Origin of the sequence: Streptomyces sp. NPDC001714 (genome assembly GCF_042892755.1) — a bacterium.
Taxonomy (GTDB): domain Bacteria; phylum Actinomycetota; class Actinomycetes; order Streptomycetales; family Streptomycetaceae; genus Streptomyces.
Map to the genome: position 1 here is coordinate 711,956 of NZ_JBIAUL010000002.1, position 16,602 is coordinate 728,557.

Annotated in this window: 15 protein-coding genes and 2 pseudogenes; 5 read left to right on the forward strand and 12 right to left on the reverse strand. The window is 72.1% G+C overall.

What is annotated here, in order from left to right:
- Window positions 1-203: 203 nt before the first annotated feature.
- The 3 genes from ACFY0P_RS07810 to ACFY0P_RS07820 are packed head-to-tail and all read right to left on the reverse strand — an operon-like array spanning window position 204 to window position 2,967.
- On the reverse strand, window positions 204-1,580 hold the full coding sequence (locus ACFY0P_RS07810) for a sensor histidine kinase (RefSeq protein ID WP_388908466.1): 1,377 nt from the start codon (window positions 1,578-1,580) through the stop codon (window positions 204-206).
- Window positions 1,577-2,251, reverse strand: coding sequence for a response regulator transcription factor (locus tag ACFY0P_RS07815; protein ID WP_388908468.1), 675 nt, complete (start codon window positions 2,249-2,251; stop codon window positions 1,577-1,579). The genes ACFY0P_RS07810 and ACFY0P_RS07815 overlap by 4 nt, the downstream gene beginning before the upstream one ends.
- A 47-nt stretch (window positions 2,252-2,298) precedes the next feature.
- Window positions 2,299-2,967, reverse strand: a complete 669-nt coding sequence (locus tag ACFY0P_RS07820) for a DedA family protein (protein ID WP_388908470.1) — start codon at window positions 2,965-2,967, stop codon at window positions 2,299-2,301.
- Between the two features lie 298 nt (window positions 2,968-3,265).
- Between ACFY0P_RS07820 and ACFY0P_RS07825 the strand changes: the two genes are divergently transcribed.
- Entirely contained in the window at window positions 3,266-4,057 is a 792-nt protein-coding gene (locus tag ACFY0P_RS07825; RefSeq protein ID WP_388908472.1) for a hypothetical protein, read from the forward strand.
- A 197-nt stretch (window positions 4,058-4,254) separates the two neighbouring features.
- Window positions 4,255-5,133: a DUF2236 domain-containing protein gene (locus ACFY0P_RS07830; protein WP_388908474.1), complete on the forward strand. Its 879-nt coding sequence runs from the start codon at window positions 4,255-4,257 to the stop codon at window positions 5,131-5,133.
- Here the strand turns inward: ACFY0P_RS07830 and ACFY0P_RS07835 are convergent.
- From ACFY0P_RS07835 to ACFY0P_RS07850, 4 genes are all read right to left on the reverse strand, one after another.
- Window positions 5,120-6,319, reverse strand: coding sequence for a glycoside hydrolase family 3 N-terminal domain-containing protein (locus tag ACFY0P_RS07835; protein WP_388908476.1), 1,200 nt, complete (start codon window positions 6,317-6,319; stop codon window positions 5,120-5,122). The two genes, ACFY0P_RS07830 and ACFY0P_RS07835, sit on opposite strands and share 14 nt — an antisense overlap.
- A gap of 217 nt (window positions 6,320-6,536) precedes the next feature.
- Window positions 6,537-8,807: a M4 family metallopeptidase gene (locus ACFY0P_RS07840; protein WP_388908478.1), complete on the reverse strand. Its 2,271-nt coding sequence runs from the start codon at window positions 8,805-8,807 to the stop codon at window positions 6,537-6,539.
- Window positions 8,808-9,042: 235 nt separating this feature from the next.
- The gene (locus tag ACFY0P_RS07845) at window positions 9,043-9,222 is read right to left on the reverse strand and encodes a hypothetical protein (protein WP_388908480.1); all 180 of its coding nucleotides are present in this window, start codon (window positions 9,220-9,222) and stop codon (window positions 9,043-9,045) included.
- A 166-nt stretch (window positions 9,223-9,388) separates the two neighbouring features.
- Window positions 9,389-9,808, reverse strand: coding sequence for a winged helix-turn-helix transcriptional regulator (locus tag ACFY0P_RS07850; RefSeq protein ID WP_388908482.1), 420 nt, complete (start codon window positions 9,806-9,808; stop codon window positions 9,389-9,391).
- A gap of 125 nt (window positions 9,809-9,933) precedes the next feature.
- Between ACFY0P_RS07850 and ACFY0P_RS07855 the strand changes: the two genes are divergently transcribed.
- Window positions 9,934-10,824 carry an NADP-dependent oxidoreductase gene (locus ACFY0P_RS07855; RefSeq protein WP_388908484.1) on the forward strand — a complete coding sequence of 297 codons (891 nt, stop codon included), beginning with the start codon at window positions 9,934-9,936 and terminating at the stop codon, window positions 10,822-10,824.
- A gap of 171 nt (window positions 10,825-10,995) precedes the next feature.
- On the opposite strand, the gene ACFY0P_RS07860 is transcribed toward ACFY0P_RS07855, so the two are convergent.
- Together ACFY0P_RS07860 and ACFY0P_RS07865 are read right to left on the reverse strand one after the other, a co-directional pair.
- Entirely contained in the window at window positions 10,996-11,298 is a 303-nt protein-coding gene (locus tag ACFY0P_RS07860; protein ID WP_388908486.1) for a helix-turn-helix domain-containing protein, read from the reverse strand.
- Between the two features lie 130 nt (window positions 11,299-11,428).
- Window positions 11,429-12,043: a TetR/AcrR family transcriptional regulator gene (locus ACFY0P_RS07865; protein ID WP_388908488.1), complete on the reverse strand. Its 615-nt coding sequence runs from the start codon at window positions 12,041-12,043 to the stop codon at window positions 11,429-11,431.
- Between the two features lie 151 nt (window positions 12,044-12,194).
- Here ACFY0P_RS07865 and ACFY0P_RS07870 point away from each other — a divergent pair, with 151 nt between their 5' ends.
- A complete protein-coding gene (locus ACFY0P_RS07870; RefSeq protein ID WP_388908490.1) occupies window positions 12,195-12,749 on the forward strand; it encodes a cysteine hydrolase family protein in 555 nt (184 codons plus the stop codon).
- A gap of 20 nt (window positions 12,750-12,769) precedes the next feature.
- Here ACFY0P_RS07870 and ACFY0P_RS07875 read toward each other — a convergent pair.
- Window positions 12,770-13,264, reverse strand: a pseudogene (locus ACFY0P_RS07875) (cytochrome P450); the annotation flags it as partial.
- Between ACFY0P_RS07875 and ACFY0P_RS07880 the strand changes: the two are divergent.
- Window positions 13,263-13,394 (forward strand): annotated as a pseudogene (locus tag ACFY0P_RS07880) (gamma-glutamyl-gamma-aminobutyrate hydrolase family protein); the annotation flags it as partial. The pseudogenes ACFY0P_RS07875 and ACFY0P_RS07880 sit on opposite strands and share 2 nt — an antisense overlap.
- Here the strand turns inward: ACFY0P_RS07880 and ACFY0P_RS07885 are convergent.
- Both ACFY0P_RS07885 and ACFY0P_RS07890 read right to left on the reverse strand, forming a co-directional pair.
- Entirely contained in the window at window positions 13,395-13,967 is a 573-nt protein-coding gene (locus ACFY0P_RS07885) for a MarR family winged helix-turn-helix transcriptional regulator (RefSeq protein ID WP_388908492.1), read from the reverse strand. It lies immediately after the preceding pseudogene.
- 91 nt (window positions 13,968-14,058) lie between these two features.
- Window positions 14,059-16,581, reverse strand: a complete 2,523-nt coding sequence (locus ACFY0P_RS07890; protein ID WP_388908494.1) for a right-handed parallel beta-helix repeat-containing protein — start codon at window positions 16,579-16,581, stop codon at window positions 14,059-14,061.
- Window positions 16,582-16,602: the final 21 nt, after the last annotated feature.

Below are 16,602 nucleotides of genomic sequence, written 5' to 3' on the forward strand. Positions count from 1 at the left end.
CCATCTCCTCTCCCGTGATCTGCGGGCCCAGAGAACGAGGGAACACGAACGCGCACCAAGAACCACAGGGAGCGCTGGGGGAGTTCGGCCACCGGTCACTGGGCTCGCGCGGCCGTATTTCCCATGCTATAGCCGGTGGTGGGGTGCCGCATCTCGTCCCTCATGGACACCGCACCGACGCTCTGACAGACCTCCTGGGCGACTCACCCGGCGGGCAGGTCGGCCAGAAAGCGGGCCCCGGAGGTGTACGCGGGATCGTGGGACACCTCGCCCCCGACGGCCCGGGCCAGGCGCCGCGCGAGCGGCAGTCCGAGGCCCGCGCCGTCGTGCCCGTCCCCGGGATCGGCGCGGCGACCGGGCTGGAAGAGGTCGTCCACGAACGTCTCCGGTACGCCCGGACCGTCGTCGGTGACGCTGATCCGCACCCCGCCGGGTACCGGTCGCGCGGACACGGTCACCGTGGAGCGCGCGTACCGGAGCGCGTTCGCCAGCAAGGGGCTGACGATGCGTTCGAGAAGGGCGGGCCGGACGTTCGCCGTCGGCTCCGGATCAGCGGCGTCGACGACGGCTTTCACCCGCTCCGGCGTCCCGAGGCGGTCGACCAGCCGGTGCAGGACCGGCACCACGGCCGTGGCGCCGGGGGCCGTGCCGGCGGTGCGCGCTTCCTCGCGGGCGTCGTCCAGCAGGGTGTCGCAGATGGTGCGCATGGCCTGGGCGGCGTCGGCGATCACCTCGTGCGTGGCGCGGGTCTCGGCGGCCGAGCGCGGCCGGGCCCGCCACCAGTCCAGCTCGATGATGATCCGGGTGAGCGGGGTCCGCAGCTCGTGGGACAACTCCCCGGTCAGCTGGCGCTCGTGCCGCAGCACCGTCCGGATGCGGTCCAGCAGCGCGTCCAGTGAGGCGCCCAGGCGGGCGAGTTCGGCCGGCTGGCCGGCGGCGCCGAAGCGTTCGTCGGAGCCCACCGCGCTCCACTCGGTGGCCTGGTCCGTCATCGTGCGCACCGGGCGCAGCGCCCGCCCGACGGCGAGGCGGGTCAGCGCGTAGGTGCACGCGAGCATGACGGAGTCCAGGACCAGGGACCCCAGCAGCACGGTGTCCGCCGAGTTGCGGTAGGGGGCGAGGTCCAGGGCGGTGACGACCGTCGCCGTGCTGCGACGCCCCGCCACGGCGTGGGCGCAGAGGCGGACGGCTCGGGGATTCCCGGCCGCCACGGTCGTACAGGTGCCGTCTGCGTGTGCGGCGAGCCGCGAGGCCGCCTCGGTCAGGGTGCTGCCGGCGGTGACGGACGGAGGCTTCTCCAGCAGCCGACTTCCGGTGTAGATCCAGACGTTGGCGTCGAGAAGCCGGTCGTTGACGGTCTCCAGGACCCGTACCCGCGAGCCGGTGGTGTCCACGGTGGTGGCGACGGCGGCCGCCCGGTTGCTCAGTGCGGCGTCCGCCTGGTGCTGCAGGTGCCGGTCCATGACGGCGTTGAACGCCACGGTCAGGACGGTCATCAGGAGGGCCGCGGTGGTCACCGCCACGAGGGAGAGCCGGCCGCGCAGCGTGCTCGGGGCCAGGTGCGTCAGGAGGCCGTTCACGACAGCCGGTGGCCCATCCCGCGCACTGTCCCGAGGCTCAGGTCGCTGCCCGCCTCGCGCAGCTTGCGGCGCAGCCGGCTCAGGTACTGGTCCAGGGTGTTGTCGCTGACCTGAGCCCCGTCCGGCCACGCGGCCCGCACCAGGTCCCGGCGGCTGACGATGCCCCCGCCCGCGGCCACGAGGGTGGCCAGCAGCCGGAACTCCGTCGGGGACAGCTCGACCCGGGCCTCGCCGACGCGTGCGCTGTGCCGGGTCGCGTCCAGGGTCAGGTCCCCGGCCGTGGACACCGTCGGCGCGGCGGCCCGCTTGAGCGCGGCCCGCAGCCGGGCGACGAGTTCGGCGAGGTGGAACGGCTTGGGCAGGTAGTCGTCGGCCCCCGCGGAGAACCCGGACAGCCGGTCGGCGAGGTGATGGCGGGCCGTCAGGAAGATGATCGGGGCCGCGAACCCGTTGGCACGCATCGCCTGGCACACGTCCCTCCCGTCGGCGTCCGGCAGTCCGACGTCCAGGACGACCGCGCCGATGCCGATGCCGATGCCGTCGCCGGTCAGCCGCAGGGCGGTGGCGCCGTCGGCGGCGGGCACGGGCTCGAAGCCCTCGTCGGCGAGCCCGCGGCGCAGCACGTCCCGCAGGGCGTGGTCGTCCTCCACGACCAGGATCTTGTGACGCATGGTCCTCCGTCGGAGCTACGGCCGTACCCCGGCCCGGGCCGGGACGGTCACCCGCGTCCCTCCTCGGACCCGGCAGCCCGTCGTCCCCGGTAGACCTCGGAGAGAACGGGGATCAGGGACACGACCACGATCAGTGCCACCAGCGGCAGCAGGTACCGGTCGACATTCGGGATCGACGAGCCCAGCGCGTATCCCGCGAGGGTGAGGCCGACACTCCACGCGAGTCCGCCGACGACCTGCCACTGGGTGAACGTCCGCACCGGCACTTCCAGCGCGCCCGCCATCGGATTGAGCACCGTGCGCACCACCGGTACGAAGCGTGCGAGGACGATGGCCTTCGCGTGGCCGTACCGGTCGAGGAACTCCTCCGCGCGTTGCACACCTTCGTGCAGGCGCTTGGAGCGACTGCGTGCCAGCAGGGCTCCGCCCGCTTTCCGGCCGAGCAGATACCCGACCTGGGCCCCCGCCAGCGCACCCACGGCCGCCGCCACGAGCAGCGGTCCCAGGGACAGGTGCAGGGTCCCCTGCGCCGAGCCCGTGCACAGCAGGCCGGCGGTGAAGAGCAGGGAGTCGCCCGGCAGGAAGAACCCGATCAGCAGCCCCGTCTCGGCGAACATCACCACCCCGACACCGAGCACGCCGAAGGCCGACAGCAGCGAATGCGCGTCGAGCACGTTGACGGCCAGCTGTGACGCCGCGAGGATCGGTGTGGTCATGAACGGGGCCCTTTCCGGCGGACGGACTCACAGGAACACCTGAACGACTACATCTCTGTAGACGCCGTACGGAACTCTAGACGATCGCGGGTGCGCGATGAGCGGCCCCCAGCTGTGGCGCCCACCCGTGCCCGCATCCCCGTACCACCTACCCAACCACCATGACCAGGGAGTTCGCTGTGGCGTTCAGGTAGCGTTCAGGTCCGGCGCGCGAAGCTGAAACTCATGCACCAGAGGCGCCAAAGCATTGGCAAAGACATCTGTGGCATGGGCGGTCCGGCGTGTCATGGTGCCGCCCATGACCACAGAGCACCTCCTCGACGACCGCTCCCGCGTTCCCCTCCGCACCATGGCGAACAAGGTGCCGGAAGTCACCGTCTACTTCTGGATCATCAAGGTGCTCACCACCGGAATGGGCGAGACCGCGTCGGACCTGCTGGCCCGGGTCCTCGGCCCGATACCGGCCGTCGGCCTCGGCGGTCTCGCCCTGGCGGTCTCCCTGGCCGTGCAGTTCGCCGCCCGCCGGTACATCGCCTGGGTGTACTGGACCGCGGTCGTCATGGTCAGTGTGTTCGGCACGATGGCCGCCGACGTCCTGCACGTCGGTCTCGGCGTGCCCTACACGCTGTCCACCCCGTTCTTCCTCGTCGTGCTGGCCGCGGTCTTCGCCCTCTGGTACGCCGTCGAGCGCACCCTGTCCATCCACAGCATCCGCACCCGCCGCCGGGAGACCTTCTACTGGGCGGCCGTCCTCGCCACCTTCGCCCTCGGCACCGCCGCCGGCGACCTGACCGCCACCGCCGGCCTCGGCTACCTCGGTTCGGTGGTCCTCTTCGCCGTCGCGATCTCCCTCCCCGCGATCGCCCACCGCGGCGGTGCCCTGAACGCCGTGGCCGCCTTCTGGACGGCCTACGTCATCACCCGCCCCCTCGGCGCCTCGCTCGCCGACTGGATGGCGGTCGGCCACAGCCGGGGCGGGCTCGCCCTGGGACTGGCACCGGTGACCCTCGCCTGGACGGCCGCCATCGCCTGCTTCGTCGGCTACCTGGCCGTCTCCCGCCGGGACACGTCGGGACCCGATCCGGCCTGAGCGGCACCGGCGCCTCGCAGCGGTACGGCGACGTCGAGGGCCCGGCGACCGGGCCCTCACGCCGTTCCCGGGTGGGACGGAGCCGTGAACGTGTGTTCTGCGTCTTGTTGTCCGAGGAGTTTCCGCCCGCGCGACACCATGTTCCCGGCGAAGCCGGGGCGGTGGGGCGCATGGCTTCGACTTGAGGGGAACGGACGTTGCGTCGTGGGTACAAGTGGGTGGACCGCGAACTCGCCGGGCTGGATCCCGAGACCGAATGGGAGCGGATGATATCGCTCTATGTCGGTTACAAAATCCCGGAGTTCGCCCTGGCGATGACGCTCTACCCGGGCACCATGCGCATGATGCAGCCCGGCGCCACGGCCGCGACCCTCGCGCACACGGCGAAGCTGACGACGAGACCCGAGCGGCGCTACCAGGACGCCAACCACTTCCTGATGGCCTGGATGGTGGACGGCCTGTCCAGCGACGCGGGGCGGGAAGCCGCCGACCGGCTCAACCGCATCCACCTGGCGATCGCCCGGGCCACCCCGCACCTGCCCGGCAACTTCGACGACACCGACGACTTCGTCTACCCGCTCGTCCTGCTGGCGACCTACGGCGACCGCCTGCAGACCTCGCTGGGACTGCCCGGCACGAGTGAACCCATGAAGACCGCCTGGCACCGCTGGGCGCAGACCCTCTTCCGCCTCCTGGAACGCGAGTCCGGCCCCCTGGCCGACGCGTACTTCCCGGAGGACTGGGACGCGATGACCGAGTTCGCCGCGAAGTACGACGCGCGCCCGTACGAGCCGACGGAAGCCGGCCATGCCGTGGCGACCGCGATGATGGACCACTTCGCCGGGCGATGGTTCCGCGCGCCCTTCCGGGCGTTCGGCAGGGATCTGACCCGCTACCTCGCCGGCGAGCGGGTCTGCCGGCTCCACCGGATCGGCCGGCTCAGCCCCCGCCGCGAACGCGTCGTGCGGCTGTTCCTGAGGTCCGCGTTCCGTGCCCTGCGTCTGCTGCCCGACTACCGGACACCGCTGCCCGAACGCATCCGGCGCGCCCGGGCAACCGGTCTCAGCTGCAGGTGAGGCGGCCGGCGGCTGCCTTGGCCGTGAGGATGCGGTGCACGGAGGCGGCGACCTTGGCGCGGAAGGCGGCGTCCTTCGCCATCTGGGCCTGCACCCCCTGGACCATCGCCGGTACGGTCGACGCCTTGACCGTGAGGACCATGTCCCCGCCGGCGCCGATGAACTGCACCGCCCGCTGTGCCGGGGTGTAGGCCCGTACCGCGACCGCCTGGCCGAGGTCGTCGGAGATGACGACTCCCTTGAAGCCGAACTTGGTGCGCAGCAGCGAGTTGATGACGGTCGGTGAGAACGCGGCGATGTGCTTCGAGTCGATCTTCGTGTACTTCGCCGACGAGATCATCACGAACGGCGCACCTGCCTTGATCCCGCTCTGGAACGGCTGCAGGCTCGAACTGGTCGCGGTGGTCACCGAGTCGGTGACGTTCGCGGTGGTGTCGGTGTTGCCGATCACCTTGCCCAGCCCGGGGAAGTGCTTGAACGTGGTCATCACCCCGGCCGCGCGGAAGCCCGCGGCGAAGGCGCCGGTGTGCGAGGTCACGACGGCGGGGGTGTGGCCGTACTCGCGGTAGAAGTGGCCGATGGGCGCGTTACGGGTGCCGAGACTGGCGGGCACGACATCGGCGACCGGGGCCAGATTGAGGTCCAGGCCCGCCGCCTTGAGCTGCCCCGCCCAGGTCGCGGCGCGGCTGCGCAGGGTGGTCGTGCTCCACGTGCCCTGGGTCAGGGCGTTCGGCATGACGGAGAAGCCGGGGCCGCTGAGCACCTGGACCTGACCGCCTTCCTGGTCGGTGGCCACGAGCAGCCCGACCCGGTGCCCGCCGACCGTGTCGGCCTGCGTGCGGATCCCGTCGACCACCTTCCTCGTCGCGGTGGTCCCGGCGGTGCTGCGTCCGGTGAGCATGACGGACCCGACGTGGTACGTGCGCAGCGTCTGCAGGTCCGTGGTGCTCGGACGGGTGGCGGCGACCCCGCCCATGAACAGCTGGCCGACGCGCTGTGCCTGGGTCATCCCCGCGTAGACCGTGTCGGCGCAGCTCGCGGCGGAGACGGCCGACACGGGGTGGCCGGGCGCTCCCGCGGCCGGCACGGTGCACACACCGGCGGCGAGCACGGTGGTGACGAGTCCAACAGTGGTGCGCCGGGCGGCGGAGCCGCCGCACGTGCGCCGACGAACAGGTGTCCCCACGATGCGCTCCTGACTCATACGGGTGCACGCCACGGAGACCAACGGGCCGACGGACAACATCGGACCGCATGGCCCGCGACCGGTTCATTCCCCCCACACGTTACGCCGAACGGGTGCCGACAGCACCCGGGCGGAGCCGTTGCCACGGGCCACGGGGACGTCCCGCGACAACGGCACCGCACGTCCTGACAGGGCCGGGGTCAGGAACCGGCGGGGCTCAGGGGATGAGCCGCCACTGCTCGATGTAGCCGACGTCGATCGCGGCGTGGTCCTGGACCCGGAGTTTCCAGGTGCCGCTCAGGGGCTGCGCCGAGGCGTCCACGGTGAACGTCTGGTCGACGTTGTCGGCGGAGCCGCCACTGCGGTTCAGGAGCGAGTAGACCGTTCCGTTGGGTCCGACCAGGTCGACCGTCAGGTCACCCCGGTAGGTGTGGATGATCTTCACGTAGACCTGGGTGGTCGCCGAGGCGTTCCCGGTCCGGTCGGTGACGGTGACCGGGGACTCGACGGCCGTGCTGTTGTCGGGGATGTCGACGCGGGTGGCGTTGGCGTAGACGTAGGCCACCTCCCAGGAGAAGCTCACGGTGCTGCTCGCGCCGGTGTCGTCGGCGACCGTGACGGTGACGTCGCTGGTGCCGAGGGTGGTCGGGGTGCCCGAGATCAGGCCCGTGTCACTCATCGTCAGACCGTCCGGCAGGCCGGTCGCCGTGTAGGTCAGGCCCGCGCCGGAGTTGGTGGTGTACGCGTCCGTCTGCAGGGACACCGCCTGCCCGATGCCGCTGATCTGGTCCGCGATCGGCGCCACGTTGACGCCCAGTGCGACGCGATGGCCCACGTTGATCGCCGCCCAGGCGTCGGCCACGGCGAGGTAGGAGGGGCTGTAGGCGCCGAACAGGTCCGCCGCGGCCTGAAGCGTGGCCGTACGGGCACCCGCGTAGTTCGTGCTGGACGTCATGTAGGTGGTGAGTGCCCGGTACCAGACGCGTTGGGCGTTGCCGATGCCGATGCCCGTCACCGGTTGGCCGTCGTAGGTGGGGCTGTCGTAGGAGACCCCGTTCACGGTCTTCGCTCCGCTGCCCTCGGAGAGCAGGTAGAAGAAGTGGTTGGCCGGCCCCGAGGAGTAGTGGACGTCGAGGCCGCCCAGTGAGGAGCTCCAGTAGTCGCTGGACGCACCGTCCTTGGAGGGCTTGTCCATGTAACGCAGCGGGGTGCCGTTGCCGTTGATGTCGATCTTCTCGCCGACCAGGTAGTCCGGGACGTCGGCCGGCAGGTTCTCGTAGAACTCGACGGCGGCGGCGAAGATGTCGGAGGTCGCCTCGTTGAGACCGCCCGACTCGCCGGAGTAGGTGAGACCCGCGGTGGCCGCGGTGACGCCGTGGCTCATCTCGTGGGCGGCCACGTCGAGCGCGGTGAGCGGATGGGTGTTGCCCGAACCGTCGCCGTACGTCATGCAGAAGCAGCTGTCCTGCCAGAAGGCGTTGACGTAGTTGTTGCCGTAGTGGGCGCGGCTGTAGGCGGCGACGCCGTCGTTGCGTATGCCGTTGCGGCCGAAGACGTTCTTGTAGTAGTCCCAGGTCGCCGCCGCGCCGAAGGCGACGTCCACGCCCGCGGTCTGCCGGTTGGCCGAAGTGCCGTCGCCCCAGACATCGTTGTCGTCGGTGAAGAGCGTGCCGGTGCCGGAGGTGCCCTGGTTCAGGTCGTAGGTGCGGTGTCCGGCGCGGTCGCCGTCGACGAGCTGGTACGTCGTACCGGAGAGCGTGGTGCTGAGGGGCACGGTCCCGTTGAACTGGCCGGTGCCGGTGCCGGTTTCGACGCCCTGGTACCGGAACAGCTGCTTTCCGGTGTCCGCGTCGGTGATCACGTGGAGTTCGTTGGGGGTGCCGTCGTCCTGGACGCCGCCGACCACGGACTCCCAGGCCAGGGCGGGTTTGCCCGAGGCGGCCCAGACGACGAGACGCGGGCTGCCGTCGAGCGCGGGACGCTCGGCGCCGGCCTTCGCGGCGGTGGTGAGCGCGTGCGCCTTCGCCGTGGCCGAGGAGATCCTCGCCTTGGTGGACGGAAGCGCGAGGGCGGCCTTCGTGGCGCGTGACACCGTGAGGCGGCCGCCGCTGTCGTGGACGATCAGGTCGCCGCCGAGGACCGGCAGGCCCGCGTAGGTGCGTTCGTAGCGGGTGTGCGTCGTACCGTCGGCGTCCTGCGTCACGTCCTTCACGAGCAGCTTCTCGGCGCCGCCGAGGCCGAGGGTCCTCGCGGTGTCCGGGGCGTCGGCGGCGGCGGTCTTGAGCATTGCCGTACGCCTCGCCGGCGAGAGCGGGGCGGGGGCCGCGCCGGCGTCGGGGGTGGCCAGGATCTTGGCGGGGGCGTGGTCGCCGGATGCGGCCACGGCGGTCCCGTTCTGGATCCCGGCCACGAGCATGGCGCTCGCGGCTGTCAGCGCCAGGGCCACGCTGTGTCTGGTGCGACGGTGATGACGGTCCTGCCGGAGCATGCGTTCTCCTTCTGTGGGGTGGTCGGGCCGGATGGGCCCGGGAGAGCGGGTCGGCCTGGTGAGGCCGTCCGGCGGCGCGCGGGTGGCCGGCACGGCACGAAGAGGGGTCGGGTCCTCGCCGCCGTGCGGGTCAAGTCAGGGATCGGACAAGGGAGTTGTGTGAGACACCTGTGAGCAGGCGGTGAACTTTCGGAGAGCAGATTGGCATCCGGGAGTCGCCAATGTCATGAGCGCATCAGAACAAAGGCTTGAACTGGCGGTTGCGAGCGGCGCGTTCGAGCGCCTGAACACCGCTTTTCGGCCGCGGAGTCAGCGCGGCCGAGGGCGAACGCGACCCGTCGACGGCGATCCGTTTGGGCTGCGGGCCGACGACGCGGTCATGTGCGTCCGGGGCGATGCGCAGACGGCGGTGCATCCGGTCCAGGGCGGGACGGTGTTCGCCATCGGTTCGACGTGCGGGACGGCGAGTCCGGCGCTGCCCGGGAAGTGCGGCACGACCCAATGGGGCCCCCGCAAAGCGTCACGCTCCCTCGAGCGCCGCACTCGAGGGACTGCGTCCTGTGTACGAAGACCGCACGCGTCTATCCGCGCGAGTTCTGACTCCCGGTCTCCGCGTCGTAGCGCTCGCGCGCCTCGTGGACCTCCTCGATGTGGGTCTCCGCCCAGTCCTTCACGCCCGCCAGCAGCAGCGAGAGGCTGAGACCGAGCGGGGTGAGTTCGTAGTCCACGCGGACGGGCACGGACGGGGTCACCGTGCGGGCGAGAATGCCGTCGCGTTCCAGGGAGCGCAGGGTCTGGGTGAGCATCTTCGGGCTGACACCGGCGATCTTGCGGGCGAGCTCGCTGTAGCGCATCGGGCCGGGGGACAGCGCGCACACGACCAGGCTCACCCACTTGTCGCTGATCCGGTCGAGGAGCTGGTTGGTCGGGCAGGCCCGGATGAACGCGTCGTACTCCACGCGCGCCTGCTCGCGCCGCTGGGCCGCTGTCGTGGTCGGCATCGCTCACCTCTCGGGGACCTAGGCACCTTCAGGTAACTACTTACCAGAAGATAGTAGCTCTTCCTAGGGTTGCGAACAGCTGAGGAGAGACCGAGGCAAGCAGGTCGTAGAGGGAGCAGGTCGTCATGCGTGCAGCAGTGGTGAACACCTTCGGCGGGCCCGAGGTCGTGGAGGTCGTGGAGACCGAGCGGCCCGAGCCCGGGCCGCGCCAGGTGCGGATCAAGGTCGCGGCGGCCGCACTGAACCCCGCGGTCGAAGGGGTGCGGGGCGGCTTCTTCGGCGGTGCGGGCAAGCGGATCGGGCTCGGCTGGGACGTCGCCGGGACCGTGGACGCGACCGGCGTCGCCACCGCCTGGGCCGTCGGCGACCAGGTGGTGGCGCTGGACCCCGGCATGGTGCGGCCGCTCGGCACGCACGCCGAGTACGTCGTGGTGGAGGCGGACGCGGTGGCCACGGCGCCGGCCACGGTGGACGCCGTGCACGCGGCGACGCTGCCGCTGAACGGGCTGACCGCCGTAGGGGCCCTGGACCTGCTGGAGTTGACCGAGGGGCAGTCCCTCCTGGTGACCGGTGCGGCGGGCGCGGTCGGCGGCTTCGCCGTCCAACTGGCCGCCCACCGGGGGATATCGGTGACCGCACTGGCCCGCGAGGCCGACGAGGAGCTCGTACGGTCGCTGGGGGCAGCGCACTTCACGGCGGGCGCCGTCGAGGCCGGGAGCTTCGACGCGGTACTGGACGCCGCGGTTCTCGGTGAGACGGCCCTGGAGTGGGCGCGTGACGGGGGCGGCTACGTCGGGGTCCGGCCCGGAGGCGAGCCGGCGCCGGTGCGCGGGGTGCGGACGGCCGCCGTCGCCGTGACCGCGGACGGGGCACGCCTGGCGGAGCTGGCGGCACTCGTGGACGAGGGCGTGCTGACGCTCCGGGTGGCCGAGACGTTCTCCCTGGACGATGCCGCCAAGGCTCATGCCCGCCTCGCGGCGGGCGGGGTGCGCGGACGGCTGGTGCTGGTTCCCTAGCCGGTCCCGTCCGGTCCGGGCCGGACGCGTCCGGGCTGAGCGTTCCGCCGGGACTGCCGCGATCTGCCGTCTGCCGGATGCGGCGCCGTCGTGGCATGTCGCGCAGTTCCTCCCCCGGCCTTCGGCCGGGGGTACCCCCAGCGCCACTACGGGGCGCTGCCGTACCCCCGTTCAGTCCGAGGGGCCGGTGGTGGTGAACCGTCTGCGGTAGTGGGTCGGGGTGGTGCCCAGGTGGCGGGCGAAGGCACGGCGCAGGGTCTCGTCGGTGCCCGGGCCGCTGTGCTGTGCGGCCGCGGTCACGCTGTGGCCCTCCAGGAGCAGTTGCTGGGCACGGTCCAGGCGGACCCGCTCGACCCAGCGTGCGGGTGTGGTGCCCAGCTCGGCGGTGAACAGCCGGGTCAGATGCCGGGGGCTGACGGCCGCGGACGCGGCCATGGCGGGCAGGCTGTGGTCGGCGGTCGGATCGGCGAGCACGGACGCGATCAGGGCGCGCAGCAGGTCGCTGCGGGCCGGTGGTGTGTGATGGTCGTGGAGAACTGCGACTGGCCGCCCGGACGTTGCAGAGACTCCGCCTGGCCGGAGTGACCCGTCCGAGCAGGGCTGCTCACGCAGGCGGTGGTCCGAGCAGCCCCTCCACGATGTCGTGGAGGGGGCCCAGGAGGTCTTCGGGTGTCGCGTCGGCCAGGGGCCGCAGGCCCACGGCGGAGCGTACGACGGCGACCCCGACCCCCAGGGCGACCAGGAGGTCCGCCCGCAGCAGGGCGTCGGGGGCCGACGAGGCACCCGACGCTTCGAGCACCTGCCGGCCGAACTCCGCGAGGGCGTTCCGGCGGAGCTCCGCCACCTGCGCGTCCCCGGAGTCCCGCAGCAGCATCAGCACCGGATGCTCGCCGAACTCCGCCCACGCCCCGGCCGCCAGCTGCCGGCTCAGCGCCTCGGCCAGGGCGGCCCGGTCGCGCGGGAACTCCTCGTCATCGCCCAGGAACCGGGGCGCTGACGCCAGCGCCGCCTTGAACAGGCCTTCCTTGGAGCCGAAGTACCGCTTGATGAGCGCCAGATTGACTCCGGCGTCCGCGGCGACGTCCCGCAGCGTCGTACGGTCGTAGCCCAGCTGTGTGAACCGTGCGCGGGCGGCGAGCAGCAGGGCCTGCCGGGTCGCCGCCGCGTCCCGGCGCCGAGGCCCGTCGGCGGCCTGTTCGGTCACGTCGTCCGATGACACAGCGGCTCCTCTCCCTCACGCCACACCGGCCCCTTCGGCGGACCGAGGATCCGCCACCAAGTAATCATGCGTTGACATGATCCCGCAGCCGGTCTACGTTGCCAAGTAATCGCTTGATGACTAACGGGGCCGCGTGGAAGGAACAGAGACGGTGCCTCAGCAAGCCCTCCTCGTCATGGATGTCCAGCAGGTCGTCGTCGACCGCTTTCCCGACGCCGAGTACCTGCCACGTCTGGGCAAGGCGATCGAGGCCGCCCGGGCCGGCGGTGTCCCGGTGATCTACGTGGTCGTCGGCTTCCGTCCCGGATACCCGGAGGTCAGCGCCCGCAACAAGATGTTCCGCGGCCTCGTGGGCGCCGCGCCACGGCCGGCCGGCGACGACCGGTCCACGCAGGTCCACCCGGACGTGGCGCCCGCGCCCGGTGAGCCGGTGGTGACCAAGCGGCGGGTCAGCGCCTTCGCCGGCAGCGACCTCGACATGCTGCTGCGGGCCGGCGGGATCGATCACCTCGTCCTCACCGGCATCGCCACCAGCGGCGTCGTGCTGTCCACCCTGCGCCAGGCCGCCGACCTCGACTTCGAGCTCACCGTGCTCTCCGACGGCTGCCTCGACTCCGACCCGGAGGTGCACCGGGTGCTCACGGAGAAGGTGTTCCCGAAGCAGGCGGAGGTCACGACGGTCGACGCCTGGGCCGCAGCGCTCTGACCGGGCTCTGCCCGGGCCGGTCAGGCGAGCGTCACCTCCACCGGCAGCCTCTTGACGCCGTTCACGAAGTTCGAGCGCACCCGCGGCACCTCGCCGGCCAGCCGGATGCCGGCCAGTCGCGGGATCAGCTCCTCGAACATGATCCGGATCTCGGTGCGCGCGAGCAGGTTCCCCAGGCACAGGTGCGGGCTGCCCTTGCCGAAGGTCACGTGGTCGTTGTCCTGCCGGGCCACGTCGAAGTCGTACGGGTTGCCGAAGACCTCCTCGTCGCGGTTGCCGGAGGCGTACCACATGACCACCTTGTCGCCCTCCCTGATCCGCTTGCCGCCGAGCTCGACGTCCCGGGTCGCGGTACGGCGGAAGTGGTAGACGGGGGAGGCCCAGCGCAGGAACTCCTCCACCGCGGTCGGGATCAGCGACGGGTCGTCCCTGAGCCGGGCCAGCTGCTCGGGATGCTGGAGGAGGGCCAGCATCGAATGGGTGATGGTGTGGCGGGTGGTCTCGTTGCCGGCCACGGTCGAAGGTCTCGAACTCGCCGATGCCCCGGGCTGGTTCACCGCCGTGCAGTGGCATCCCGAGGACACCGCGCACGAGGACCCGGTGCAGCAGCGCCTGTTCGATGCACTGGTACGGGCGGCCGCCTGATCAGGCCTTCGGGCGCCGCCCGCTGCGGCGCGGCGCGGGCTCGGCGCCGCCGAGCAGCTCCCGCCGCCGCTCCTCGCCGTGCTCCTCGACCTGGAGCACGACCCGCCGCAGCAGCTCCGCGAGGGTCCGGCACTCGGCGTCGCTGAGCCCGGAGGTCACGAAGGCCTCCTCCGCGTTGAACTCCGGGAACACCCGCTGCATCAGCTCCTCGCCCTTCTCGGTGAGGCTGAGCAGCACCAGGCGGCCGTCGTCCGGATGCCCGGTACGGCCGAGCAGGCCACGCGACTCCAGGGTCCGGGCCACGCCGGTGAGCGTGCCCTTGGAGATCCCGGCCTCCTCCGCCACGTGCCGGGTCTCCGACTCGCCCCACACCCAGACGACCCACAGCACCACGAACGCCGTCCAGGTGAGGTCCGAGCCGCGCAGCACGGAGTTCTCCAGGTGCTGGCGCACGGCGGAGGCGGCCCGGTGGATGTTCGCGACGGCCGCCATCTGGTCCCGGCGGATCGGGATCCCGCCGAGCTTCGCCGAGGCGAGCTTCTCCGCTTCGGTGATGGAACGATGACCGGGCACGGGTGACTCCTTCGCGACCTTCGCCAGGACCGTGCGGCGGCCGGCGCCGCACGGTCGTTCGGCCTCAAATTGTACGGAACGAAGCGTGCCGTCAGCGCACGGCCGGGTGGGGCAGGTCCTGGGCCTCCAGGCTGATCAGCTGTTCCGCCGTCGGGGCGGTGAGCTCGGCGACGCGCTGGGCCTGGCGCTCGGTCATCTCCTGGAAGATCTGGCGGGCCGAGCGGCCGTTGCCGAAGCCCTCGCCTCGCGGCATGGCCTGGAAGAGGGAGAAGAGCTCGGTCCGGGCCGTGGGAGTCAGCTCGTAGCGGTGCTGCCCCGCCTGGAACTCGACGATCGACACCAGCTCGCCCGGCTCGTAGTCCTCGAAGAGCAGGGTGCGGCCGAACCGGGAGGCGAGGCCGGGGTTGGAGCCGATGAAGCGGTGCATGTCACCGGGGTAGCCGGCGGCGATGACCACCACGTCGTCGCGGTGGTCCTCCATCAGCTTCACCAGGGTCGCCACGGCCTCGGTGCCGAAGTCGTTGCCGGCGAAGGCCGGGGCCAGGGAGTAGGCCTCGTCGATGAAGAGGACACCGCCGAGCGCCCGGTTGAAGGCGGCCGTGGTCTTCGGGCCGGTGTGGCCGACGTACTCGCCCACGAGCGCGGTGCGGTCGACCTCGATCAGATGGCCCCGGCGGAGCAGGCCGAGGGCCTTGAGCAGGCGGCCGTAGAGGCGGGCGACCGTGGTCTTGCCGGTGCCGGGGTTGCCTGCGAACACCAGGTGGCGGCTGAGCGGCGGGGCCGGCAGTCCGGCCTCCTCGCGGCGGCGGACCGTCTGCATGAGCTTGACCAGGGAGCCGACGTCCTGCTTCACGCGGTCCAGGCCGACCAGTTCGTGGAGTTCGCCGAGCAGGTCCTCCAGGTTCTCCTCCTCCGGCTCGCCGGAGTCGTCGGCGGCCTTGGCCGTGGCGGCGGAGGAGGGGGCGGCACCGGGTCTGCCGTTCACGGGGGCCGCGGCCGGGGTGCCGAAGGTCAGCGGGGTGCCGTCGGCCGTACAGTCCTCGAGGACCGGTGTGGCGCCCTCGTCGGTGCCCAGCGCCTCCGCGCAGTCCCGGATGCGGCAGTGCCGGAAGACGGGGTCGGCGCCCTTGGCGACATGCAGGGCCGGGAAACCCGCGCGGGTGACGTCGAGCGAGGTGAACGTGCCGCCCGCGCCCTCGGCCAGGAACACCCCGTTCTTGCCCGGCCGGTCGATGTGCAGCCCGGTCACCTCAGGCCTGGCGCCGGTCCACACGACCGCGCCGGAGCCCGCGCAGTCCTCGACCCGGCCGCCGGTCACCGTCGCCTCGGCGCCTTCGTCGACCACCAGCCCGGCCGCCCCGGCGCCGCTGATCCGGATCCCGGCGAGGGAGACGGCCGCTCCCTTGGCGACTTGCACACCGATTTCCTTCGTCCCGGTCACCGTGGTGTCCGCGACCGTGCTGCCCGCCGGCGAGCCGATGCCGATCCCGGCCGTGGCCCCGGCGACCCGGCAGCCGGTGAGCGTGGCCATCGCCCGCTCCAGGACGCTGACCCCGGTCATGGCGACGTCGGTGATCCCGCAGTCGGTCAGTTCGATCCGGGCCTCGCCCGTGGCGTGCACCCCGTGCTCGGAGCCGCCCCGCACCCGGCAGTCGGCGAGGCGCCCGACGGCCGTGCCGGCCAGGTGGACCGCGCTGAAGGTGCTCCGGTCGATCCGGCAGTCGGCCAGCTCCGCCTCGGCCGAGCCAGTCACCAGGAGCCCGTTGGCCCCCGCGTCGGCCACGGAACAGCCCGACGCGCTGAGCCGCGCGGTCTCCTGCACGACCAGCCCGCTGGCGGCCGCTCCGCGGATCCGGCAGTCGGTCAGCTCGGCCCGCGCCGAACCGGTCAGATGCACCCCCGCCGCCCCCGGCGTCTCGATACGCGACTCCCCGGCCAAGGCCTCCGTGGCGTCCTCGAGCAGCAGCCCCGCACGACCGCTTCCGGCCAGTACCGAGTCGGTCAGCCGCAGCCGGGACCGGCCCCGCAGCCGCACCCCGGACCCGGTGGTGCGCTCGAGCCGCAGCCGTACGGCGTCCAGGCTCGCCGTGCCGGACAGCACCACGCCCGTACCGTCGACACCCGTCACGGCCGTGTCCTCCAGACGGGCGCGCACACCGCCCGCCAGGTGCAGACCGGCCAGCCTGGCCCCCTCCAGACGGCAGCGGCGCAGTACGACGGCCGTCGTACCGCCCTCCTCGTCGTCGGGGCCCTTCACCTGGACGCGGCCGCCTTCCACCGAGCACTCCTCCAGGACCAGCCCGGCGCCCGGCGACACGCTCACGGCGGGCAGGCCCGCGTCGGAGCCCCACACGGTGATGTTGTGCAGGGCGCAGTCCGGCGCGTCCACGGCGACCGCGGGCGCCTCACCGGGCGGCGCCGCGATCACCACGCTGCCCCGGCCGTGCTCCGCCGTGAGCACGACGGCACGGTCCAGGACCAGGTTCTCGGTCCAGGTGCCGGGGGCGATCACCACCAGGTCGCCGGGCGAGGCAGCGCGTATCGCCTCGCCGATGGTGCGGTACGCGCCCCGGCCGCCCTGACCCTTGGGCGCCACGATGTGACGGGTGGTCATCTACGTTCCTCAGTCCTCGGT

Coding starts and splice junctions, on each gene's coding strand:
- ACFY0P_RS07890 (WP_388908494.1), bottom strand. CDS start 16,581: ATGACCACCCGTCACATCGTGGCGCCCAAGGGTCAGGGCGGCCGGGGC.
- ACFY0P_RS07815 (WP_388908468.1), bottom strand. CDS start 2,251: ATGCGTCACAAGATCCTGGTCGTGGAGGACGACCACGCCCTGCGGGAC.
- ACFY0P_RS07840 (WP_388908478.1), bottom strand. CDS start 8,807: ATGCTCCGGCAGGACCGTCATCACCGTCGCACCAGACACAGCGTGGCC.
- ACFY0P_RS07855 (WP_388908484.1), top strand. CDS start 9,934: ATGCGTGCAGCAGTGGTGAACACCTTCGGCGGGCCCGAGGTCGTGGAG.
- ACFY0P_RS07825 (WP_388908472.1), top strand. CDS start 3,266: ATGACCACAGAGCACCTCCTCGACGACCGCTCCCGCGTTCCCCTCCGC.
- ACFY0P_RS07820 (WP_388908470.1), bottom strand. CDS start 2,967: ATGACCACACCGATCCTCGCGGCGTCACAGCTGGCCGTCAACGTGCTC.
- ACFY0P_RS07850 (WP_388908482.1), bottom strand. CDS start 9,808: ATGCCGACCACGACAGCGGCCCAGCGGCGCGAGCAGGCGCGCGTGGAG.
- ACFY0P_RS07845 (WP_388908480.1), bottom strand. CDS start 9,222: ATGCACCGCCGTCTGCGCATCGCCCCGGACGCACATGACCGCGTCGTC.